Here is a 21,923-nt window from a genome sequence, read left to right on the forward strand (position 1 = left end):
GATATCCACTCAATGCACCTCCGAGGTTCATGCGACCGACCACACGGATGTGGTCATTACAGGCCCCGACACTTGTGTCGGGGCCTGTTCTATTTGGGGAGATTATTCGGCATCCAGATGCATCGGCGTCACTACGCGGCCGTCTTTCTCGGCCTGCCCCAGGTTGGCATCAATGAAATACACCCGGTCATCTTCCAGTTTCGCCTTATCCACCAGATAGTCCTTGATGGTGCTGGCCCGGTCCTGCCCCAGTTGGCGCAGCAGCACATCACTGGCGCTCCAGAACTTGATCACGCCGTCTTTGAGCTTGGCGGTACGCTCATCGCTGCTCAGGTCTTTCCATTCGGCTGGTGGTTGTTGTTTCAGGCGCGTGCGGTAGATGCCTTCCAGCAAAGGCGCTTTTTCCTTCTCCGGTACAACCAGCAACGAGGCTTGGGCCGGGACTTTGTCGCCACGGCGTTGCAGCATCTTGTAGTAGTTGTATTGGTATTCACGCTCCAGACGCTCGGCGGCAAGGAACGGGCCGTCGCTGCTGGCCGCTGCCGTGCCTTCGATTTCCAGGCGCAGGCTAGGGCGCTCTTTGAGTGCCTTGGCCAACGTGTTCAGGGCGCCTTCTGCATCTTTGCTCAACTCACTGGAACCTGCGGCAAAGGACACACTGCCGAGGTCTTCCGAGCCGCTGCCGGTGATCAGCCCACCAATGAATTTGAATGGTGCTGTTGCCGCGCGTACCACCAGGTTGCGCAGGGTCTGCCACACAATCGGCATTACGCTGAATTGCGGGTTGTTCAAATCACCGCTCACCGGCAGTTCGATAGAGATTTTGCCGTCGCTGTCTTTGAGCAACGCGATCGCCAGGCGAATCGGCAAATCCACGGCGTCGGCACTGTCGACTTTCTCGCCCAGTTGCAGCTGTTCAACCACCACTTTGTTTTCGGCCTTCAATTGGCCTTTGGTAATCACATAGTGCAGGTCCAGGTTCAGGCGACCCTTACGGATGCGGAAACCGGCGAACTTGCCTGAGTAGGGCGTCAATGTCGTCAGTTCGACCCGTTTGAAACTGGTGGCGATATCCAATGCCGCCATGGGATCAAACGGGTTCACGCTGCCTTTGATGGTCACGGGCGCGTAGCGATCGACCTTGCCGTTGATGTCGACACTGGCCGGTTTGGCCTGGCGACTGTCGATGGTGCCGATCTGCCCGTTGAGCTGTTGAATGGCCGTGGCGAAATTGGGTGTGAGGCTGAAGTCGGCAAAGTTGGCCGAGCCATCGTTGATCGCAATTTGCCCGATATGAATGCCCAACGGCTTCTCGTTGCTTGCTGCAGGTTTGGCACCAGACTTGGCGCCGCTGTCGGCCGGTTGTGGTATCAGCAGGTCGTCGATGTTGGTGGTACGGTCATCGTTGATCATGAAGCGTGCATACGGCTGCAGCAGGTTGACCTTGTCGATTGAAAGGCTCTCGCCGTGCTGATAGTTCACGCCTTCCAGTATCAGGCGCTGCCATTTGACGAAGTCGCGGGTCTTGAGGGTGTCCAGCGTATGCAACTGGTCGACTTGCGCGCGACCGGTAACTTGCAACGCCAGCGGTGCGGTGCTTTTGAGGTTTACATCCAGGTTGCTGCCCAGCATGCCGCTGCGCAGTTCCAAACGAATGAATGGGCTGATATAGGCCTGGGCGACCCGCAGGTCGATGTCCTGGGTATTCACTTTCAGCTTGGCGCTGACCGGGTTGAGGTTGACCTCGCCGGTTGCCTGGATCTTGCCTTGCTTGCCCAGGCCGCTGTCGACCTTCAGGGTAAAGGGACTCTGGTTGAGGCTGTCGAAGTTCTGCATGTCGACGTTCAACGGGCCCAGCTCCAGCGCTACCGCAGGCTTGGCCGCGCGGTCAGCCAGGTGCACCTGGTAATTACGCAGTTGCACGTCCTTGAGCAGCACTTGCCAGGGTTTGCTTGGGGCTGCGGGTTCAGCTTTTGGCGAGTCGGCAGTGGCCGGCGCGGCTGCCGGCTCCGGGGCCTTGGCCGGTTTGCTCGGTTGGCTGGCGAACAGTTTCTGCCAGTCCAATTGCCCGTCAGCCTCGCGGGCCGCCCAGGTTTCCAGCTTGTTACTGCGGATCTTGCCAACCACCACTTGCTGCTTGGCCAGGTCTACCGTGGTCTCGCTGACGTCCAGGCGCTCCAGGCGTGCCAATGGGCGTCCGTCCGGGGCCTTGATCGCAAAGGGCGCGATGCTGGCCGCAGTATTGGTCAGTTTCAGTTCGGTTTCCTTGGCCAGGCTGAACGTGTACTCGGTGCTGAAGTTCAGCACGCCGTCTTCCAGCACCAGCGGCAAGGCTTCACGGACATAGGGCCACCAGGCTTTCATCTTGCCATCGGTGACTTTCAGCGTGCCCTCGGACGTGATCGGTACCAGGCTGAAGTTGCCTTTCCAGTCGATCTGCCCGCCTTGAGGCCCTGCGGCCACCAAGGTCATGTCCGCGTTGTCTTCGGGCAAGGTGCTGAGGTTTTTCAGCTCGAAGTCGAGTTTGTCGTAGAGAAACTCGATGGCCTCGCTGGGGCGCAGGTCTTGGAAGTGCACATAACCGCTCGCCAGCTTGATGCTGTCGATGCGCAAAGGGAATGGTTTGGCGTTGGGGTCGGCCGGAGTGGGTTCGCTCGGCGGCAGTTTGAACAACTGCGCGAGGTTCAGTTGGCCGGACTTGTCGAACAGCAACTCGGTCTTGGGCTTGTCCAACTGGACGTCGGCCAGGTGCAGGGCGCGGGTCCAGAGACTGTCGATCTGCAGGTTGGCGTAAAGGCGTTCGAAACCGACCTGTTCCTTGCCCGGTTCGCCGATCTGCAGGCCCCATGCCGTGACTTCCAGGCTGAACGGGTTGAGTTCGAGACGCTCGAGGCGTGCCGGCACCGTGGCGTAATTGGCCAGCTGTTGATTGGCGATCCGAAGGGCGATGCCCGGCAAAATCAGGAAGCCCAGCAAGCTGTACAGAGCAAGAGCAGTCAACACGGCGCCGATGGCGCGAATCAATCCTTTGGGCATGGGTGGCGGCATCTATATCGAACGAGAGTGCCTTGGAGTATGGCACGGGATTTCGGTTCCGAAGAACCGGGGCTATTGGGATAAGGCCTACAGTTGTAGGATCAGGGTCTTCAGCGGTGGCTGTTGGTCCTGTGAGGGAAAATCCGCCCCCGGTGTCATGATCTGCCAGTCGCGTACCGGGCGGCCGGCTTTTTCGGCGCAGCGCAGCACCTGCTCGCGCCAATCGTCCATGCTGACTTTTGCCAGGTTATTGCAGCAGATCAGCACGCCGTTGTCGGCGGTGGCCAGCAGTGCAGGCTTGAGCAGGCTTTGATAGTCGCGCAACAGGTCGACGGTGCCGAATGCGCTCTTGGCCCAGGCCGGTGGGTCGAGCAATACCAGGTCATATTGGCGCGGCTCAAGGCGTGGATAACTCGGCAGTTTTTGCCCACGCCGCTGGGTAATCGGCAAACCCGCCAGTTGGCGGATGGCCGGGAAGTAATCGGACTGCACGAACTGCATGCTCGGCAGCTGCGGGTTCAGCAGGCCGTTTTCACGACCGACTGCCAGGTTGCCCTCGGCGAAGTCCAGGTTGCACACCTCGCGTGCGCCACCGGCGGCGGCGCTCAAGCCCACGCCGCAGGTGTAGGCGAACAGGTTCAGCACGCTCTTGCCGGCGCTGTGGTCCTTGACCCAACCGCGGGTATTGCGCAAGTCGAGGAACAGCAGCGGGTCTTGCCCGGCATGGCGCCCGCGCACGCGGTAGTTGAGGCCCCACTCATGGCCGACCAAGTCTTCCAGTGCCGCAGGTTCGGCGCGATACACCGTGTCTTCGCGGTCGATCCGTGAATTGCCCCGGGAGCGGTCGTTGTACACCAGCAGCAATTCCAACCCCATGAACTGATTGATCAGTTGATGCATGTCCAGCAACTCGGCCGTTTCCAACGGCTGGTGAAAACTCTGCACCAGCAATTGCGGGCCATAGCGGTCGATGGTCAGGCCGCCGGCGCCTTCCTGGCTGCCGTGGAACAACCGGTAGCAGTCAGTGCCTTGGGCGTGCAGCTCATGGATCAGGTCTTGGCGTTGATCGAGGGCGGCGCGCAGCGCCTGATTCAGGGAATACATGGAACGCGCCTTGCGTGCTGGGTCAATGGGGTAAAGGTGGGCGCGGAGTTTAACAGCTATAGGCGCCGGCCTACATCAGCCCCATCCGTCGATGGGCGCGTTGCACCGAACCATTGCGCATTGCCCAACGCAGCAGCGGCGCGCTGCGCTTGACCCCCGCGCGGATCATCTGACGCTGCAGCGGGCTCTGGTGTTGTTCAAGCAGGGTACTGGCCCAGTCCGGTAGCAGGTCGATCCCGGCTTGCATCATCAGGCTGCCGAAGGGTTTGGCCAGGGTGCTTGGGGCGGGAGCGTTGAGCAGCAGGCGCAGCACTTCACGGCTGCGTTCGTCGCACAGCAACTGCGGACGGATGCGTGCCAGATAATCCGAAACGTCCTGCCGTGAACGCGGCACATGCCTGGCGCCCAGCCGTTCGGCGACCAAGGCGATTTCGCTGTAGTAACGATCCTGATCACGCCCCGACAGATGCGGGTTGCAATAACGCAGGTGCGCGGCCAGGAAGTTGCTGACCTCAGCCACATGCACCCAGGTCAACAGCTCCGGGTCACTGGCCGCATAGGGCCGCCCGTCCGGGGCATGCCCGACCACTTGCAGGTGAATGGTGCGGACTTTTTCGATCAGCCATTCGGCATCTTTACGCGAGCCGAAGGTGGTGCCGGAAATAAACTGCGAGGTTCGGCGCAGGCGCCCGAGCATGTCCTGGCGGAAATTCGAGTGGTCCCACACGCCGGCCAGCGCCAGGGGATGCAAGGCTTGCAGCATCAATGCACTGATGCCGCCGATGAGCATGCTGCTGAAGTCGCCATGCACTTGCCAGCTTACCGAGTTCGGCCCGAACAGGCCCGGATCGCCCTTGGGGTTTTCCAGATCCAGTTGGCCCAGCGACAGGCCGGTCAGGCTCATCAGTTGGGTTTCGATGCGGCTGCGGATAAATTCCATGGCGACTCGGGGTTTCCTATCGGTTCAGGCGTTTGTCGATCAGGCCGTCCACGACGCTGGGGTCGGCCAGGGTCGAGGTATCACCGAGGCTGTCCAGTTCGTTGCAGGCGATCTTGCGCAATATGCGTCGCATGATCTTGCCCGAGCGGGTTTTCGGCAAGGCCGGCGCCCATTGGATCAGTTCCGGCTTGGCAAAGCTGCCGATTTCCTGGCTTACCAGGTCCAGCAGGTGTTGCTTCAAGGCGTCGCTGGGTTCCACGCCATTCATCGGCGTAACGAACGCGTAGATGCCCTGGCCTTTGACATCATGGGGGTAGCCCACCACTGCGGCCTCGGCCACCTGGTCATGCAGCACCAGGGCGCTTTCCACTTCGGCGGTACCGATACGATGCCCGGAGACATTGATCACGTCGTCGATGCGCCCAGTGATCCAATAGTCGCCATCTTCATCGCGGCGTGCGCCGTCGCCGGTGAAGTAGTAGCCGGGGTAAGGTTTGAAATAGGTGTCGATCATGCGCTGCGGGTCGCCGTAGACGCTGCGGATCTGCCCCGGCCAGCTGGCTTTGATCGCGAGAATGCCGCTGCCGGCGCCGCTGAGTTCCTTGCCGTGCTCGTCCAGCAGCACGGGCTGTACGCCAAACATTGGCCGGGTCGCACAGCCGGGTTTGATGCGCTGAGCGCTGACCAGTGGGCTGAGCATGATGCCGCCGGTTTCTGTCTGCCACCAGGTATCTACAATCGGGCAGCGCTGCTCGCCCACCGCGTTGAAATACCAATCCCAGGCTTCCGGGTTGATCGGCTCGCCGACGCTGCCCAGCAGGCGCAGGCTGGCGCGTGAGGTGTGCTCCAGCGGGCCGTGGCCTTCACGCATCAGGGCGCGCAGCGCGGTGGGCGCGGTATAGAAGATATTGACTTGATGTTTGTCGATCACCTGCCAGAAACGCGAACTGTCGGGGTAGCTCGGCACGCCTTCGAACATCAGCGAGGTGGCGCCGTTGGCCAGCGGACCGTACACGATGTAACTGTGCCCGGTGACCCAGCCCACGTCGGCCGTGCACCAGAACACTTCGCCGTCGCGGTAATCGAGCACGTATTTGAAGGTCATCGCCGCCTGCAGCAGGTAGCCTCCGGTGGTGTGCAGGACGCCCTTGGGTTTGCCGGTGCTGCCGGAGGTGTAGAGGATGAACAATGGGTCTTCGGCATCCATCGGCTCGGGCGGGCAGTGCTCGTTGGCGGTATCCAGGGCTTGCTGGTACGCAAGGTCACGGCCCTCGCTCCAGTTCACGGCAGCGCCCGTGCGTTGTACCACCAGCACCGTGCTGACGTTCGGGCAACTGGCCAGGGCTTTGTCGACATTCTTCTTCAGTGCGACCGGCTTGCCGCCGCGTACGCCTTCATCGGCGGTTATCACGGTGCGGCAGTCGGCGTCGAGAATGCGGTCGCGCAGGGCATCCGGCGAGAACCCGCCAAACACTACCGAGTGCACGGCCCCGATTCGCGTGCAGGCCAGCATGGCGTAGGCGGCCTCGGGAATCATCGGCATGTAGATGCACACCCGGTCGCCTTTCTTCACGCCACGGCTTTTCAGTACGTTGGCCAGGCGGCTGACCTTCTGGTGGAGTTGGCGGTAGGTAATGCTGCAAGCATGGGCAGGATCATCGCCTTCCCAGATGAAGGCCGGTCGATCGGCACGTTGTGCCAGGTGACGGTCGATACAGTTGTAACTGACGTTCAGTTGGCCGCCGGCGAACCATTGGGCGGCGCCGCTGCGGATATCGGCGCTGTGCACGGTATGCCAGGGGGTGATCCAGTCGAGAAAGCCCTTGGCTTGTTCAGCCCAGAAGGCATCGGGTTGCTCGATGGATTGACGATAGAGGCGCTGGTAGTCCTCTTGACTGAGTTGCGCAGCCCGGCGGACGGCATCGGCGTTGGGATACTGGCTGATATCGAACATGAGCGCTCCTTATTCTTGTTTTGCGACAAGTCATAAAGATGCGCCCTGTGGGGGGAGGGTTCAAGGCCAACGTCCAAGCGGACGTTGGCCCTGTATTACCGCTATCAGCCGCGGTGACGACCACGGAAGTAGTTGATCAGGCCCTGGGTCGAAGCGTCCTCGGCGGAGGTCTCTTCGGTGCCGGTCAGGCGGTTGTAGACGCCTTTGCCCAGCTCTTTACCCAGCTCCACGCCCCATTGGTCGAAGGCGTTGATGCCCCAGATCACGCTCTGCACGAACACTTTGTGTTCATACATCGCCACCAGGGCGCCCAGGCGGCGCGGGCTGATGCGTTCAACCACGAGGGTGTTGCTTGGGCGGTTGCCCGGGATCACCTTGTGCGGAGCCAGTTTCTGTACTTCGGCTTCCGGGAGGCCCTTGTCGCGCAGTTCGGCTTCGGCTTCGCTGCGGGTTTTGCCCAGCATCAATGCCTGGCTCTGGGACAGGCAGTTGGCGTACAGCCACTGATGGTGGTCGGACACCGGGTTGAAGCTGACGATCGGCACGATGAAGTCGGCCGGGATCAGTTGGGTCCCTTGGTGCAGCAACTGGTGGTAAGCGTGTTGACCGTTGCAGCCTACGCCACCCCAGATCACCGGGCCGGTATCGGTGGACACCGGTGTACCGTCCTGGCGCACGCTCTTGCCGTTGGATTCCATGTCCAGCTGTTGCAAGTGCTTGGTGATGTTACGCAGATAGTGGTCGTACGGCAGGATCGCATGGCTCTGCGCACCCCAGAAGTTGCCGTACCACACACCCAGCAAGCCCAGCAGTACCGGCATGTTGGCTTCGAATGGCGCGTTCTGGAAGTGCTGGTCCATGGTGTAGGCACCGGACAGCAGTTCCTTGAAATTGGACATGCCGATGGCCAGGGCGATTGGCAAGCCGATGGCCGACCACAGCGAGTAACGGCCGCCGACCCAGTCCCACATCGGGAAGATGTTTTCTTCGCGGATACCGAAAGCTACCGCCGCTGCGTTGTTGCTCGACACGGCGATGAAGTGGCGGTACAGCTCCGCTTCCGAGCCACCCTGGGCCAGGTACCAGGCGCGGGCGGCCTGGGCGTTTTTCAGGGTTTCGAGGGTGTTGAAGGATTTCGACGAGACGATGAACAGCGTGGTCTCGGCGCGCAGTTTCATGGTCAGCTCATGGAACTCGCTGCCGTCGATGTTCGCCAGGTAATGGCAGCGCACGCCTTTATGGGCGTAGGACAACAGCGCTTCGGAGACCAGCTCCGGGCCGAGGAACGAGCCACCGATGCCGATGTTCACCACGTCGGTAATCGGCTTCTCGGTGTAACCCCGCCAAAGGCCGTCGTGGATGCGGCCGACCAGGTCCGTGATCTGGTTCAGCACCTTGTGCACGTCCGGCATGATGTTCACGCCGTTGACCGACAATTTGTCGCCCACCGGGCGGCGCAGGGCGGTGTGCAGGGCAGGTCGGCCTTCGGACGAGTTGACCGGCTCACCGGCGAACAGCGAGTTGATCGCGTCCTTGAGGCCGACTTCGTTGGCCAGGCCCACCAGCAGGTCACGGGTTTCGCGGGTGATGAGGTTTTTCGAGTAATCGAGGAAAAGCCCGCAGCTGCTCAAGGTGAATTGGGAAAAGCGCTGGGGATCGGCATTGAATGCCTCGCGCATGCTGAAATCCTGCATGGCTTGGCGATGTTGATTGAGCGCTTGCCAGGCGGGCAGAGCGGTAACGTCATGAGGAGTGCGGTAGTACGCCATCGCTGCGGGTTTCCTTTTTATTACGGGGACTGCCTTTAGGACACTTCAAAGTCCGGAACGTCCTGTCTTTGATCAAGCGGCCGATGCCGGACAGCGCTAACCAAGAGCGCAGGGCGATTACATTAAACCTAGCGTGTCGATATGTCTTGGCTTTGTCTGCGCTGTAGCCGGTACTTTTTTATACCGGCCCAGCGAGGAGGGCAAATGAAGGTGTTCAGTTGAGGGTCAAATGCAGGTTGTCGATGAGGCGAGTGGCGCCCAGATAGGCGGCTACCAGAATCACCACATCGCGGTCCTCGGCCGTGGCTGGACGCAGATGCACGCCCTGGCGCACTTCAAGGTAGTCGACGCGCAGGCCGGCAGCTTCGATCTGCTGCACCTGTTCGGCACGCAACGTGGCGAAGTCTTTGTCACCGGCTTTGATCGACGCGGCAATCTGGCTGAGGCTGCGATAGAGCACCGGGGCAATGGCACGCTGCTCCTCGGTGAGGTAGCCGTTGCGCGAAGACAGCGCGAGGCCGTCTTCGGCACGCACGGTGGGCTCGCCGATGATCTGGATCGGCATGTTCAGGTCATGGACCATGGCACGGATCACCGCCAACTGCTGGTAATCCTTCTGGCCAAATACGGCCATGTCCGGCTGGACCATGTTGAACAGCTTGCTGACCACCGTCGCCACGCCTTCGAAGTGCCCGGGGCGGCTGGCCCCGCACAGGCCTTCGGACAACTGCGGGACGCTGACGCGGGTCTGGCCCGTCATGCCGCCTGGGTACATTTCCTCGACGGTCGGTGCAAACAGCAGGTTGCAGCCGGCTTGCAGCAGTTTTTCCTGGTCGGCGGCGAGGGTGCGAGGGTATTTGTCCAAATCTTCGCCGGCGCCAAATTGCAGCGGGTTGACGAAGATACTCGCGACCACGAAGTCCGACTGCTGAGCCGCCTTGGTGACCAGGGTGGCATGGCCGCTGTGCAGGTTCCCCATGGTCGGCACGAAGCCGATGCGCTTGCCGGCGCTGCGCGCGTGGGTCACGGCGGCCCGCAGTTCACGTACGGTCTTGACAGTGTTCATGCAGAGAACCCGTGTTCGGCGCCTGGGAAAGTGACCGCTTTGACTTCGCGAACGTATGCGCTCAGTGCTGCCTGAATGCTGTCCTGGCCGTCCATGAAGTTCTTTACGAACTTGGGCACATGGCCGCTTATGGACAGGCCAAGCATGTCGTGCACCACCAGTACCTGACCATCGGTCGCGGACCCGGCACCAATGCCGATCACCGGCACTTTGACGGCTTGGGTGATTTCAGCGGCGAGTTCGCTCGGTACGCACTCCAGCACGATCATCGCGGCGCCGGCCTGTTCCAGGGCAATGGCATCGGCGCGCATCTGGCGTGCCTGGGCTTCATTGCGGCCTTGAACCTTGTAGCCGCCGAGGATGTTCACCGACTGCGGCGTCAGGCCCATGTGCACACACACCGGAACTCCGCGTTCAGCCAGCAGGCGAATCGAGTCGGCGAGCCATACGGCGCCCTCGATCTTGACCATGTGCGCGCCAGCTTGCATGAGTTTGCCGGCGTTCTGGAATGTCTGCTCGGGGGTGGCGTAAGCCATGAATGGCAGGTCGGCGATGATGAACGCGCCGTCGTTACCGCGCTTGACGCTGGCGGTGTGGTAGGCCAGTTCCTCGGTGGTCACCGGCAGGGTGCTGTCATTCCCTTGAAGAACCATGCCCAGGGAGTCGCCCACCAGGAGCACCTCGACCCCGGCCTGGCAACTGACGTGGGCGAAGGTGGCGTCGTAGCAGGTCAGCATGGTGATTTTTTCACCCTTGAGCTTGAGGCTCTGCAAGGTGGTCAGGGTAATGCTTGGCATGAAAAGGGTCCTCGTTCAGGCGCTTGGAAACAGCGAGTAACGCGCGTGAGTCTTCGTTTATACAGGCGCACTGTCTTGAAAGCAGTGCTTATATGGCCTGGATTGCGCCCTTCAGCGCCGGGTTGGCGGCGGCGGGACGCCTATAGTCGTGAGGAGGACACGGGAAGTCAATTGGATGTGTTACCGCATTGTTACGAGCGGGGTGTTACCTGTGTTACTGATGCGATTGTAGGAGCGAGCTTGCTCGCGAAGATCGTTAACGACAATACGCCGTGCCTGGATAAACGCGGTGTTTTGACGTATTTCGCGAGCAAGGTGGGCCTGCTCCTGGATTCAATCAGGCAGGCGTTCCAGGCCGACAAACGGGCAAGCTTCAAGCAGCGCGCTGAGTCGCTGGCCATCCGGCAGTTGCAGATCGGCAGGGGCCAATTCGGCCAATGGGTACAGCACGAACGGTCGAACGTGCATCTGGTAGTGAGGCACTTTCAGGCGGGGCTCGTCGATCAGGCGATCGCCAAACAGCACGATGTCCAGGTCCAGCGTGCGCGGCCCCCAGCGTTCCAGGCGTTCGCGGCCCTGGTCATGCTCGATGGCTTGCAGCGCATCCAGCAGCTCCAGTGGCGCCAGGCTGCTGTCCAGGGCCGCAACGGCATTGGTGTAGCGCGGCTGGCCTGGGAGCAGGGAGTCACTTTGATAGAACGCCGATACGGCCGCGAGGGTGGTGCCGGGCAATAGCGCCAACGCCTGCAAGGCGTTGCGCAATTGCTGCTGCGGGGCAGCGAGGTTGCTGCCCATGCCGATGTAGATGCGTTCCACGGTTATTCGCCTGCGGCATCGGCGCCGCTGCGCTTGCGTTTGGCACCGCTGCGGCGACGTTTTTTCGGGCCTTCTGTGTCACCTTTGCTGCCGAGGTCGCGAATCATGTCGCGGCGCTGGCTGTCATTGGCGTCCTGATAGTCAGTCCACCATTCGCCCAGACCGTCGGTCTGTTCCCCAGCACTTTCGCGCAGCAACAGGAAGTCGTAGCCGGCGCGGAAACGCGGGTTGTCCAGCAGCAGGTCGGCGCGTTTGCCGCTGCGGCGTGGCAGGCGTTCCTGCATGTCCCAGATCTCGCGGATCGGCATGGTGAAGCGTTTCGGGATGGCGATGCGCTGGCACTGCTCGGCGATCAGCTCGTGAGCGGCTTCCTGCATGGCAGGAATCGGCGGCATGCCGCGCTCTTGCAGGCGCAGTACACGCTTGGGCAGGGCAGGCCACAACAGGGCGGCAAACAGGAACGCCGGGGTTACCGGCTTGTTCTGCTTGATGCGCAGGTCGGTGTTGATCAGCGCTTCGCTGATCAACGTGTGGGTGTAGGTCGGGTTGTATTCCAGGGCCTCGGCGCTGGCCGGGAACAGAGGGTCGAACAACTGCAGGTCGACCAGCATTTCGAACGTGTCGGCGGCGTAGCCCGAGAGGAACAGCTTGAGCACTTCTTCGAACAGGCGCGCGGAAGGAATCTCGCGCAACATTGGCGCCAGTTCACGAATCGGCGCGGCCGTGTGCTTCTCGATACCGAAGTTCAGCTTGGCGGCAAAGCGCACCGCGCGCAGCATACGGACCGGGTCTTCCTGGTAGCGCTGGACCGGATCGCCGATCAGGCGAATCAGGTTATTGCGAATGTCATGGACGCCATTGGCGTAATCGAGAATGCGCTCGCTGACCGGGTCGTAATACAGGGCGTTGATGGTGAAGTCGCGACGTTGCGCGTCTTCTTCCAGGGTGCCATAGACGTTGTCCCGCAGAATGCGCCCGCTCTCGTTGCGGGAAGACTGGTTGGTGTCTTCCTCCTCGTCGTTTTGCGGGTGATTGGCACGGAACGTCGCGACCTCGATGATCTCGCGACCAAAGTGGATGTGCACCAGCTTGAAGCGTCGGCCGATGATTCGCGCATTGCGAAACTCGGCGCGCACTTGCTCAGGCGTGGCGCTGGTGGCGACGTCGAAGTCCTTGGGCGTGATATTGAGCAGCATGTCGCGTACGCACCCGCCCACCAGATAAGCCTGGTAGCCGGCGTTCTGCAGCCGTTCGACGATATTCACCGCATAACGGCTGAATTGAGCGCGTTGCAGCGAATGCTGGCTGCTGTTGAGCACTTCAGGCGTGCTGCGTTTGTGTTGCGTACGACGCAAGGGAGAACGGAATGACTGGAACAACTTCTTCAGCATGGGATGCACTGTTTGAAGGAATGTTCGGCCATAACGAAGAATGACCGCATGATGGGCGGGGATTCTAGCATTTAGTCGGGGGATGGTGTAGGAACAAGCTGCGGCCTTGCGCCATAAGCCTTAAATCTTCAGAGCGCTCAAGCGAAACGCCGGAAACTACAAGGGGAGCCGAAGCTCCCCCAGAAGTAGTTGCGTGCTCTATTTTTATTATTGATTGCGGGCTTCTTGTTTTTATTGATCGCCCTCGTCAGGAAGCTTTACCTTCATGACACTCCCAATCGGGAGTCAAGAGCAAACGGATTGCTTTGGTCGCTGTGTTGCTGATCTACGATCCAACCAGTTCAGGCTCTGCCTTAGGGCAGTTTTTTGTTGTTCTCGGCCTGGTTGCGGGGCAAGCCCCAAATGCAACGCCTCTCCAAAAGAATCAGTTAGCTGCGCCTCCGCCGTGTTGTTTTTGTTATGCGTGAGTCGATTCGTCTTATTTTTATTGTCTTGTACAAAGCTTGTTATTGTTTTTGTACTAAGCATATAGCAGGGTGCGTGCCAACTTTTGCACCGCCCAGCAAAAACGGGGGGTTGGTGGGTTTTCGAGGTTTTTTCGGACGAAAAAAAGCCGGGGCTTCGTTACCGTAAGCCCCGGCTTTTGTTACGTAAAAATTCTGCGGTAACAGTTTTTTCACATCTGAGGGTGTTACCCGCAGGCGCGCGCACTCAGCTTTCGCTGGCTACCCCGGTCTTGCGCCGTGGAATACCCAGGCGTTGGCGCCGTTCCCACAAGCACTTGCGGCTCACGCCAAGCTTGCGGGCCAGTTCGGTCTCGGTCATGTGGTCCTGATGCTCCAGGACGAAATGCTGGAAGTAGTCTTCCAGTGACAAATCTTCCGTCGGTTCATGGCTGGTATTGCTACCGCCGCCCGCCTGTGGAGCCAGGTCGAGGAAGTCATCATCTTCCAGATCGCTGAGTTCGATATCGATGCCCAGCAGTTCAGCGGAAATTTCCGGGCTTTCCGACAGGATCACCGCACGCTCGACAGCGTTTTCCAGCTCTCGCACGTTACCCGGCCACGAGTAATGCCGAATCGCCTGCTCGGCGTCCGCGGCGAATTTCAGGTCGGTGCGGTTGATGCGCGCACTTTGACGCAGCAGGAACGCGTTGGCGATTTCGTTGACGTCGGCACCACGCTCGCGCAGCGCCGGCAGCTTGAGGGCGATGACGTGCAGGCGGTAATACAAGTCTTCCCGGAACTGGCCGATCTTGGCCAGGCTCTTGAGGTCACGGTGGGTCGCGGCGATCAATCGCACGTCGACCTTCTGTGACTGCACCGAGCCGACGCGACGAATCTCGCCTTCCTGCAGTACCCGCAGCAATCGCGCCTGGGCTTCCAGGGGCAGTTCGCCGATTTCGTCGAGGAACAAGGTGCCGCCGTCCGCCGCTTCCACCAGGCCCGCACGCCCGGCGCTGGCGCCAGTGAACGCGCCTTTCTCGTGGCCGAACAGTTCGGACTCGATCAGCGACTCGGGGATCGCCGCGCAGTTCACCGAAATCATCGGTGCCTTGGCGCGCTTGGACAGGTTGTGCAGTGCACGGGCCACCAGTTCTTTACCGGTGCCCGATTCACCCTGGATCAATACATTGGAGTCGGTCGGCGCGACCTTGCGGATCTTGCTGTAAAGGTCCTGCATCGGTGGGCACGAGCCGATGATGCCGATCTCGCCATTGCTGTTGTCGACCCCAGGCTTGTCCGCGCCGTTGGCGGCCTTGCCGGCGGGGCGCGGTTCGGCCTGTGCACTGCCGGCCGACTGCCGGTCGCGCAGGATGCGGGCCACGGCCTGGAGCATCTCGTCGTGGTCGAAGGGCTTGGCGATGTAGTCCACCGCGCCCATCTTCATGGAGTCCACCGCCGAGCGCAGGCTGGCATAGCTGGTCATGATCAGCACCGGGGTGCCCTGGCCCAGCTTGATCAGCTCGGTGCCCGGTGCGCCCGGCAGGCGCAGGTCACTGACAATCAGGTCGAACGTGGGGATGCTGAATCGCTCTTGGGCTTCCTGCACCGAGCCGGCTTCGCTGACCTGATACTGATTACGTTCAAGCAGGCGACGCAAGGCAGAGCGGATAATGGTTTCGTCTTCGACGATCAAAATGTGCGGCATTGATTCAATTCTCTCGACGGTCTCAGTTCACAGCGGACGTCGCTTCGACATGACGCGGCAAGGTCACCCGGATACGGGTGCCGCGTTGGCTTTCGGTGTCAGCCGGGCTGTCGATGGTGATTTGTCCATAATGCTCTTCAACGATGGAATAGACCAGTGCAAGGCCCAGACCGGTACCTTCACCTGGATCCTTGGTGGTGAAGAAAGGTTCGAACAATCGGTCCATGATGTTCTGTGGAATGCCGCTGCCTTCGTCTTCCACGATCAGGTCGATCGTGTGCTCGAAAGCCTCGCTCTTGACACGTACCGCGCTGCCGGCCGGTGATGCGTCACGGGCATTGGACAGCAGGTTGATCAACACCTGCGCCAGACGTTGGGAGTCGCCGTCGACCCAGTGATCCGGGTCGCACAGATTGAAAAACTGTACTTCGAAATTGCGCCGGTTCAAGGCCAGCAGCCCAATGGCATCCTGCGCCACCTCGGCCAGGCACACGGCTTCATCCTGGTTCTGATGAGCCCCTGAGTGGGCGAAACTCATCAGCGATTGCACGATGCGCGAAACACGTTTGGTCTGCTCAAGGATTTGCCCGCTGATCTCGGTGATCTCGCCGTCTTCTTCGCGTTCTTCGCGCAGGTTCTGCGCCAGGCAGGCGATACCGGTGATCGGGTTGCCGATTTCGTGGGCGACACCCGCCGCCAGTCGGCCGATGCTGGCCAGGCGCTCAGAGTGCACCAGTTTGTCTTCGAGCATCTGGGTTTCGGTCAGGTCTTCCACCAGTAGCACCAGGCCGCTGTTGCCGGGGGCGAGGGGTTCGTCAATCGCCGCCTTGTGCAGGTTGAGCCAGCGGGTCTGGCCGTCGAGGGCCAGATGCTGCTTGTGCAAGTGTTCGTCGGGCAGGTTGATGAAGCCTTGCAGCAGTTCTTTCCACGGCTCGCCCAGGGTATTCAAGCGTGAACCTACTACCCGCTGGGCGGCGATGCCGGTGAGTTCTTCCATGGCTTTGTTCCACATCAGGATCTCTTGATCCTTGGCCAGGGAGCACACGCCCATCGGCAGCTCTTGCAGCGTCTGGCGGTGGTAGCGGCGTAGCGCATCGAGTTCGGCGGCGAGGCCGGTAAGGCGTGAGTGGTAGTCCTCCAGCCGGCTCTCAATGAAGTGGATGTCTTCGGTGACGTAGTTTTCACCGCCGGCCTTGTAGGGCAAGAACGTTTCGACCATGTCCTGGGACACGCTCGGCCCCATGAGGCCGGAAAGGTTGGCTTCGATACGATCACGCAGGCGGCGCAGCGCATAGGGGCGGCGCTCGTCGAACGGCAGGTAGAGATCGCGCAATGCCTGTTCGACTTCTTTCTGGGCCGCCTTGGCACCCAGTGGCTTGGCCAGTTGCGTGGCGAACTCCTGGGGTGAGGCGGCGTGCAGCTCGCGGCGTTGTGGGCGACGTACGTTATCCACCGCGCAGGCTTCAGCGGCGCTGGTTTCTTCGGGGCTGGCGTTGGTGAACAGCGAGATCAGGGTGAACATCAGCACGTTGGCGGCCAGGGACGCGATCGCCGCCATGTGCCAGCTGGTGTCATCCAGCACGTAAATCATGTTCAGCAACGGGATGTAGAAACCCTGGAGGTTGCCGACCAACGGCAACAACATGGTGACGATCCACACCAGGATGCCGGCCAGCAGCCCGGCGACAAAACCACGGCGGTTGGCGGTGGGCCAGTACAGTACCGACAACACGCCCGGCAGGAACTGCAAGGTGGCGACGAACGCGACGATCCCGAGGTTGGCCAGGTCTTGCCCGGCGCCCAGCAGCAGGTAGAAACCATAGCCGGCCATGATGATGGCGACGATCAGTGCGCGGCGCGTCCATTTCAGCCAGCGGTAGATATTGCCTTCGGCGGGCGGCTGGTAGAGCGGCAGGACCAGATGGTTGAGCGCCATCCCCGACAGGGCCAGGGTGGTCACGATGATCAAGCCACTGGCCGCCGATAAACCGCCCACGTAGGCGAGTAGCGCCAGGGCCGGGTTATTCGCGGCGATACCGACGCCGAGGGTGAAGTATTCCGGGTTGGTGGTGGCCCCCAGCTTCAAGCCGGCCCACAGAATCAGCGGCACCGCCAGGCTCATCAGCAACAGGAACAGCGGCAAGCCCCAACTGGCGCTGACCAGTGAGCGCGGGTTGAGGTTCTCGGTGAAGGTCATGTGGTACATGTGCGGCATCACGATCGCCGAGGCGAAGAACACCAGCAGCAGCGTGCGCCACGGGCCCTCCTGCAAGGGGGTGTGCAGGGCGGCGAGGGCGGTCTGGTTTTGCAGCAACCACAGCTCCAACTGTTGCGGGCCGTCGAACACGCCATACAGCGCGTAGAGGCCGACGCCACCGATGGCGATCAGCTTGATGACCGACTCGAAGGCTATCGCGAATACCAGGCCTTCGTGTTTTTCACGGGCGGCAATATGGCGCGAGCCGAAGAAAATCGTGAACAGGGTGATCAACGCACAGAAGGCCAGGGCAACGCGATGCTGCACCGGCTCGCGGGTCAGGATGCTGATGGAGTCGGCCACCGCCTGGATCTGCAGGGCCAGCAAGGGCAGGACGCCAATCAGCATGAATACGGTGGTCAGTGCGCCGGCCCAGGTGCTGCGAAAGCGAAAGGCAAACAGGTCTGCCAGGGACGACAACTGATAGGTGCGGGTGATTTTCAGGATCGGATACAGCAACACGGGCGCCAGCAGGAATGCGCCGGAGACCCCGAGGTAGCTGGAGAGAAAGCCATAGCCGTATTGATAGGCCAGGCCCACGGTGCCGTAGAACGCCCAGGCACTGGCGTAGACGCCCAGGGACAAGGTGTAGGTCAGCGGATGGCGAATGATCGCCCGCGGAATCATTCCGCGCTCACTGATCCAGGCGACGCCGAACAACGCGGCCAGGTAGGCGGCGCTGATCAGCAGCATCTGGGTGAGGCTAAAGCTCATCGGCATCTTTTTGGCTCTGCAGGATGAAAGTCACGACGATCAGGATCAGCCACAGCAGATAAGGGCGGTACCAGGCGCCCGTGGCGTCGATCCACCAATCCATGATGGCGGGGGAAAACAGGTAGATCCCGACGACCAGCAGCAGGACCAATCGATAGATGTACATGTTGGCCTCTGTGTGAAAACGTGCGGCGATGGTAACGGATGGCTGGCAAGCTGCAAGCGCCTTCAGCTTAATTGCGCTTCCGCCAACGTGAGTGTGCGCGGGATCTTTGCGGCATCCCAGTGCGCAATGCCCCAATCGAGCAGCTCCCGTGGGCTGGCGTGGAGCAGTTCGTCGCCCGGTTGCTGGCCAAGGGCACGCAATGCTCTCAATAGCAACGGCGTGGCCTGGTCGGGTGCCAGCGGTGGGGAACGGTAGGATTTGCCCAGTTTGTTACCGTCCGGCTGGATGATCAGCGGCACGTGCAGATAGCGCGGCTGGCGCAGCCCCAACAACTCTTGCAGATACAGTTGGCGCGGTGTGGAGTCGAGCAGGTCGGCCCCGCGCACGATATCGGTCACCCCTTGCCAGGCATCGTCGAGCACCACGGCCAATTGGTAGGCATACAGGCCGTCTCGACGCCGGATGATGAAGTCGCCCACGTCGCGGCCCAGGTGTTGTCGGAATTCGCCCTGTACACGATCGGTAAAGTGGTACTCCAACTCTGGAACGCGCAAACGGATGGCGGCGTCCTGCTGATCGTGACCGGCATTGCGGCACAGGCCCGGGTAAATCCCGTTGTAGGTTTCCAGCTGTTTGCGTGAGCAGGTGCAGGCGTATGCCAAGCCGTGGCTGAACAGGTCATTCAGCACTTTGGCGTAGGCATCATGCCGCTCGCTTTGTCGGACCAGTTCGCCATCCCATTCAAAGCCGTAGCTTTCCAGGGCATGCAGAATAGCCGCCTGGGCGCCGGGTTCTTCACGCGGAGGGTCGAGATCTTCCATGCGCATCAGCCAGCGGCCATGGTTGGCGCGAGCATCGAGGTAGGAGGCGAGGGCTGCAACCAGCGAGCCAAAATGCAGGTGGCCGCTGGGCGTGGGGGCGAAGCGCCCGATATAGGTAGAGGCTGTCATGGGCCGGATACTACTGGAATTCGGTAAATCCCAGAAACCAAAATGGGGCGTTCGCACGCCCCATTCGTTCAGCTCGGCAGGAATTACTTGCCGACCTGTTTTTCCTTGATTTCAGCCAAGGTCTTGCAGTCTACGCAGAGGTCTGCGGTAGGACGAGCTTCCAGGCGGCGAATACCGATCTCGACGCCGCAGGATTCGCACCAGCCGTATTCCTCGTCTTCGATCAGTTGCAGGGTCTTGTCGATTTTCTTGATGAGCTTGCGTTCGCGATCACGGGCGCGCAGCTCGAGGGCGAATTCCTCTTCCTGGCTGGCACGGTCGGCCGGGTCCGGGAAGTTGGCGGCTTCGTCCTTCATGTGGTCAACCGTACGGTCGACTTCCTGCATCAAGTCCTGCTTCCACTTCTTCAGGATATTGGAGAAGTGTTTGCGCATGGGCTCACCCATGTACTCCTCACCTTTTGTCTCGACATAAGGTGTGAAGCCGCTGAGGGCTGAGGATTGTTGTTGCTTTGCTTGGGTGGACATGAATAGACCGCCTCTCACTCTTCTAATCCATTGCGCAGGATTGCAACGTCACCGACACCTGCCGGCCCTGCGGCTGCAAGCGGGCGAACTTACCAGATAGATTCGGGGTGCGCCACTCCCGGTTGTCGAGGCCCATCGCACGGGGGCGTAAATAGCAGCGGCCCGTCGTGGCTGGGTATGAATCGTCTCGAATACTGATTTTAGTCGTTTTGCGCGTGTGTGCCCGCACCGTTCAAGTGGCCGAGCAGGCAATAGAACATGTTTTACGGCGTGGGTTCGGTAGAATCCAAATTTTGTCCTCACGGTTAAGGAAGGCTAATGGCTCAGCCCTATAGTGCGCGCAGTCGCGCCATCGAACCTTTTCATGTCATGGCGTTGCTGGCGCGCGCCAATGAGCTGCAGGCGGCGGGTCATGATGTGATCCATCTGGAAATCGGTGAGCCGGACTTCACCACGGCCGAGCCGATCATCCAGGCGGGGCAGGCGGCCTTGGTCAACGGCAAGACCCGCTATACCGCGGCTCGTGGGTTGCCTGAGCTACGTGAGGCCATCAGCGGGTTCTATCAGCAGCGCTACGGGCTGGATGTCGATCCTGAGCGCATTCTGATTACGCCCGGTGGCTCCGGCGCCTTGTTATTGGCGAGCAGCCTGTTGGTGGACCCCGGCAAGCACTGGCTGCTGGCGGACCCCGGCTACCCCTGTAACCGGCATTTCCTGCGGTTGGTGGAGGGGGCTGCGCAGCTGGTGCCGGTAGGTCCGGAGGTGCGTTACCAATTGAATGCCGATCTGGTGGAGCGGTATTGGGATCACGACAGCGTCGGCGCGCTGGTGGCTTCGCCTGCCAACCCGACCGGTACGATTCTTACGCGTGACGAATTGGCCGGGTTGTCGAGGGCAATCAAGGCGCGCAAGGGCCACTTGGTCGTAGACGAGATCTATCACGGCCTCACCTACGGCACTGAGGCTGCGAGCGTACTGGAAGTCGACGATGATGCCTTTGTGCTCAATAGTTTTTCGAAGTATTTCGGTATGACCGGCTGGCGCCTGGGATGGCTGGTAGCGCCTCCCGCCGCTGTCGGGGAGCTGGAGAAACTGGCGCAAAACCTCTACATCAGTGCGCCAAGTATGGCCCAGCACGCGGCGCTGGCCTGCTTTACCCCACAAACCCTGGAGATCCTGGAGGCGCGCCGCGCTGAGTTCGGTCGCCGTCGGGACTTTCTGCTGCCGGCATTGCGCGACTTGGGCTTCGGTATTGCCGTAGAACCTGAGGGCGCTTTCTATTTGTATGCCGATATCAGCGCGTTCGGCGGTGATGCCTTCGCGTTCTGTCGCCACTTCCTCGAAACCGAACATGTCGCTTTTACACCGGGGCTGGATTTCGGCCGCCATCAAGCCGGTCACCATGTGCGTTTTGCCTACACGCAAAACCTTGAACGGCTAGAAGAGGCTGTGGAGCGCATTGCTCGCGGCTTGCAGAGTTGGCAAGGCTGATGCGCTTTCATCCTCCTCTGGAACAAGGGCGGCTGATTCGCCGTTACAAGCGTTTTCTCACCGATATCGAAACGGATGCCGGCGAGTTGCTGACTATTCACTGTCCGAACACCGGCTCGATGCTCAATTGCATGCTAGAGGGTGGGCAGGTCTGGTTCAGCCGTTCCGATGACCCAAAGCGCAAGCTGCCAGGCACTTGGGAAATCGCCGAAACGCCTCAGGGCCGATTGGCATGCATCAACACGGCGCGCGCCAATCAGCTGGTCGAAGAAGCGTTGCGTGCTGGGGTAATCACTGAGCTCAACGGCTTTACCGCGCTGAAGCGCGAGGTGCCTTACGGGCAGGAGAAAAGCCGTATCGACTTTCGCCTGGAATATCCCCAGGGCGCAGCTTATGTGGAGGTGAAAAGCGTGACGCTGGGGTTTGACGATTCTTCCGTGGCGGCCTTTCCTGATGCCGTGACCCAGCGCGGTGCCAAGCATTTGCGTGAGCTGGCGCACTTGGCGCGTGAAGGTGTGCGGGCGGTGCAGTTGTACTGCGTGTGTCTATCGGGGGTTGATGCGGTGCGGCCGGCCAAGGAAATCGACGCAATCTATGCTGCCGCGTTGCTCGAAGCCAAAGCGGCCGGCGTTGAAATATTGGCGTATGGTGTACGAGTGACGTACGACGAAATCCGGATTGATCGGTCGGTCCAAATAGTTTTGGGTGATTGAAGGTCATTGCGGATTTCCTGATTATCACCACGATAGACGGCGATGCATTGATGCGCTCTGCAGAAGTGGCGTCCCACCTGT

At 60.7% G+C, this 21,923-nt stretch carries 16 protein-coding genes; 2 read left to right on the forward strand and 14 right to left on the reverse strand.

All coding sequences use genetic code 11. From position 1 onward, the window contains the following. Positions 1-102: 102 nt before the first annotated feature. The 14 genes from ACQRBT_RS28020 to dksA form a co-directional block, all read right to left on the reverse strand. A complete protein-coding gene (locus tag ACQRBT_RS28020; RefSeq protein WP_412047031.1) occupies positions 103-3,036 on the reverse strand; it encodes a DUF748 domain-containing protein in 2,934 nt (977 codons plus the stop codon). 87 nt (positions 3,037-3,123) lie between these two features. After that, positions 3,124-4,140 (reverse strand): class I SAM-dependent rRNA methyltransferase, encoded by a 1,017-nt coding sequence (locus ACQRBT_RS28025; RefSeq protein ID WP_090365792.1) that lies wholly within the window; start codon positions 4,138-4,140, stop codon positions 3,124-3,126. A gap of 70 nt (positions 4,141-4,210) precedes the next feature. Next, positions 4,211-5,080: an oxygenase MpaB family protein gene (locus tag ACQRBT_RS28030; protein ID WP_104995998.1), complete on the reverse strand. Its 870-nt coding sequence runs from the start codon at positions 5,078-5,080 to the stop codon at positions 4,211-4,213. 16 nt (positions 5,081-5,096) lie between these two features. Beyond that, the gene (gene acs / locus ACQRBT_RS28035) at positions 5,097-7,034 is read right to left on the reverse strand and encodes an acetate--CoA ligase (RefSeq protein ID WP_412047030.1); all 1,938 of its coding nucleotides are present in this window, start codon (positions 7,032-7,034) and stop codon (positions 5,097-5,099) included. Between the two features lie 104 nt (positions 7,035-7,138). Next, complete coding sequence (pgi, locus tag ACQRBT_RS28040; protein WP_060752253.1) at positions 7,139-8,803, reverse strand: glucose-6-phosphate isomerase; 1,665 nt, start codon at positions 8,801-8,803, stop codon at positions 7,139-7,141. 214 nt (positions 8,804-9,017) lie between these two features. Then, the gene (gene panC, locus ACQRBT_RS28045) at positions 9,018-9,869 is read right to left on the reverse strand and encodes a pantoate--beta-alanine ligase (protein WP_060752252.1); all 852 of its coding nucleotides are present in this window, start codon (positions 9,867-9,869) and stop codon (positions 9,018-9,020) included. Then, the gene (gene panB / locus ACQRBT_RS28050) at positions 9,866-10,666 is read right to left on the reverse strand and encodes a 3-methyl-2-oxobutanoate hydroxymethyltransferase (protein ID WP_161548371.1); all 801 of its coding nucleotides are present in this window, start codon (positions 10,664-10,666) and stop codon (positions 9,866-9,868) included. The genes panC and panB overlap by 4 nt, the downstream gene beginning before the upstream one ends. 333 nt (positions 10,667-10,999) lie before the next feature. Then, positions 11,000-11,482: a 2-amino-4-hydroxy-6-hydroxymethyldihydropteridine diphosphokinase gene (gene folK / locus ACQRBT_RS28055; RefSeq protein ID WP_104995994.1), complete on the reverse strand. Its 483-nt coding sequence runs from the start codon at positions 11,480-11,482 to the stop codon at positions 11,000-11,002. Between the two features lie 2 nt (positions 11,483-11,484). Continuing rightward, positions 11,485-12,873 (reverse strand): polynucleotide adenylyltransferase PcnB, encoded by a 1,389-nt coding sequence (locus tag ACQRBT_RS28060; RefSeq protein ID WP_060752249.1) that lies wholly within the window; start codon positions 12,871-12,873, stop codon positions 11,485-11,487. Positions 12,874-13,584: 711 nt separating this feature from the next. Beyond that, entirely contained in the window at positions 13,585-15,024 is a 1,440-nt protein-coding gene (locus ACQRBT_RS28065) for a sigma-54-dependent transcriptional regulator (RefSeq protein ID WP_161548369.1), read from the reverse strand. Between the two features lie 22 nt (positions 15,025-15,046). Next, positions 15,047-18,001 carry a sensor histidine kinase gene (locus ACQRBT_RS28070; protein WP_161548368.1) on the reverse strand — a complete coding sequence of 985 codons (2,955 nt, stop codon included), beginning with the start codon at positions 17,999-18,001 and terminating at the stop codon, positions 15,047-15,049. Continuing rightward, positions 17,985-18,161: a hypothetical protein gene (locus tag ACQRBT_RS28075; protein ID WP_003176118.1), complete on the reverse strand. Its 177-nt coding sequence runs from the start codon at positions 18,159-18,161 to the stop codon at positions 17,985-17,987. The genes ACQRBT_RS28070 and ACQRBT_RS28075 overlap by 17 nt, the downstream gene beginning before the upstream one ends. Positions 18,162-18,223: 62 nt before the next feature. After that, positions 18,224-19,111 carry a tRNA glutamyl-Q(34) synthetase GluQRS gene (gene gluQRS, locus ACQRBT_RS28080; protein WP_104995992.1) on the reverse strand — a complete coding sequence of 296 codons (888 nt, stop codon included), beginning with the start codon at positions 19,109-19,111 and terminating at the stop codon, positions 18,224-18,226. 83 nt (positions 19,112-19,194) lie between these two features. Beyond that, the gene (dksA, locus tag ACQRBT_RS28085; RefSeq protein WP_060752245.1) at positions 19,195-19,638 is read right to left on the reverse strand and encodes an RNA polymerase-binding protein DksA; all 444 of its coding nucleotides are present in this window, start codon (positions 19,636-19,638) and stop codon (positions 19,195-19,197) included. A gap of 318 nt (positions 19,639-19,956) precedes the next feature. Between dksA and ACQRBT_RS28090 the strand changes: the two genes are divergently transcribed. Next, complete coding sequence (locus tag ACQRBT_RS28090) at positions 19,957-21,129, forward strand: pyridoxal phosphate-dependent aminotransferase (RefSeq protein WP_412047029.1); 1,173 nt, start codon at positions 19,957-19,959, stop codon at positions 21,127-21,129. Continuing rightward, positions 21,129-21,842, forward strand: a complete 714-nt coding sequence (sfsA, locus tag ACQRBT_RS28095; protein WP_090365807.1) for a DNA/RNA nuclease SfsA — start codon at positions 21,129-21,131, stop codon at positions 21,840-21,842. The genes ACQRBT_RS28090 and sfsA overlap by 1 nt, the downstream gene beginning before the upstream one ends. Positions 21,843-21,923 lie beyond the last annotated feature (81 nt).

Origin of the sequence: Pseudomonas sp. R19M (assembly GCF_050312585.1) — a bacterium.
GTDB classification, from domain to species: domain Bacteria; phylum Pseudomonadota; class Gammaproteobacteria; order Pseudomonadales; family Pseudomonadaceae; genus Aquipseudomonas; species Aquipseudomonas palleroniana.

Bases quoted from the DNA above. Each gene is read 5' to 3' on its own strand.
- pgi (WP_060752253.1), bottom strand. From the start codon at position 8,803: ATGGCGTACTACCGCACTCCTCATGACGTTACCGCTCTGCCCGCCTGG.
- ACQRBT_RS28025 (WP_090365792.1), bottom strand. From the start codon at position 4,140: ATGTATTCCCTGAATCAGGCGCTGCGCGCCGCCCTCGATCAACGCCAA.
- ACQRBT_RS28075 (WP_003176118.1), bottom strand. From the start codon at position 18,161: ATGTACATCTATCGATTGGTCCTGCTGCTGGTCGTCGGGATCTACCTG.
- gluQRS (WP_104995992.1), bottom strand. From the start codon at position 19,111: ATGACAGCCTCTACCTATATCGGGCGCTTCGCCCCCACGCCCAGCGGC.
- acs (WP_412047030.1), bottom strand. From the start codon at position 7,034: ATGTTCGATATCAGCCAGTATCCCAACGCCGATGCCGTCCGCCGGGCT.
- dksA (WP_060752245.1), bottom strand. From the start codon at position 19,638: ATGTCCACCCAAGCAAAGCAACAACAATCCTCAGCCCTCAGCGGCTTC.
- ACQRBT_RS28020 (WP_412047031.1), bottom strand. From the start codon at position 3,036: ATGCCCAAAGGATTGATTCGCGCCATCGGCGCCGTGTTGACTGCTCTT.
- sfsA (WP_090365807.1), top strand. From the start codon at position 21,129: ATGCGCTTTCATCCTCCTCTGGAACAAGGGCGGCTGATTCGCCGTTAC.
- ACQRBT_RS28090 (WP_412047029.1), top strand. From the start codon at position 19,957: ATGGCTCAGCCCTATAGTGCGCGCAGTCGCGCCATCGAACCTTTTCAT.
- ACQRBT_RS28065 (WP_161548369.1), bottom strand. From the start codon at position 15,024: ATGCCGCACATTTTGATCGTCGAAGACGAAACCATTATCCGCTCTGCC.
- panC (WP_060752252.1), bottom strand. From the start codon at position 9,869: ATGAACACTGTCAAGACCGTACGTGAACTGCGGGCCGCCGTGACCCAC.
- ACQRBT_RS28070 (WP_161548368.1), bottom strand. From the start codon at position 18,001: ATGCCGATGAGCTTTAGCCTCACCCAGATGCTGCTGATCAGCGCCGCC.
- panB (WP_161548371.1), bottom strand. From the start codon at position 10,666: ATGCCAAGCATTACCCTGACCACCTTGCAGAGCCTCAAGCTCAAGGGT.
- ACQRBT_RS28030 (WP_104995998.1), bottom strand. From the start codon at position 5,080: ATGGAATTTATCCGCAGCCGCATCGAAACCCAACTGATGAGCCTGACC.
- ACQRBT_RS28060 (WP_060752249.1), bottom strand. From the start codon at position 12,873: ATGCTGAAGAAGTTGTTCCAGTCATTCCGTTCTCCCTTGCGTCGTACG.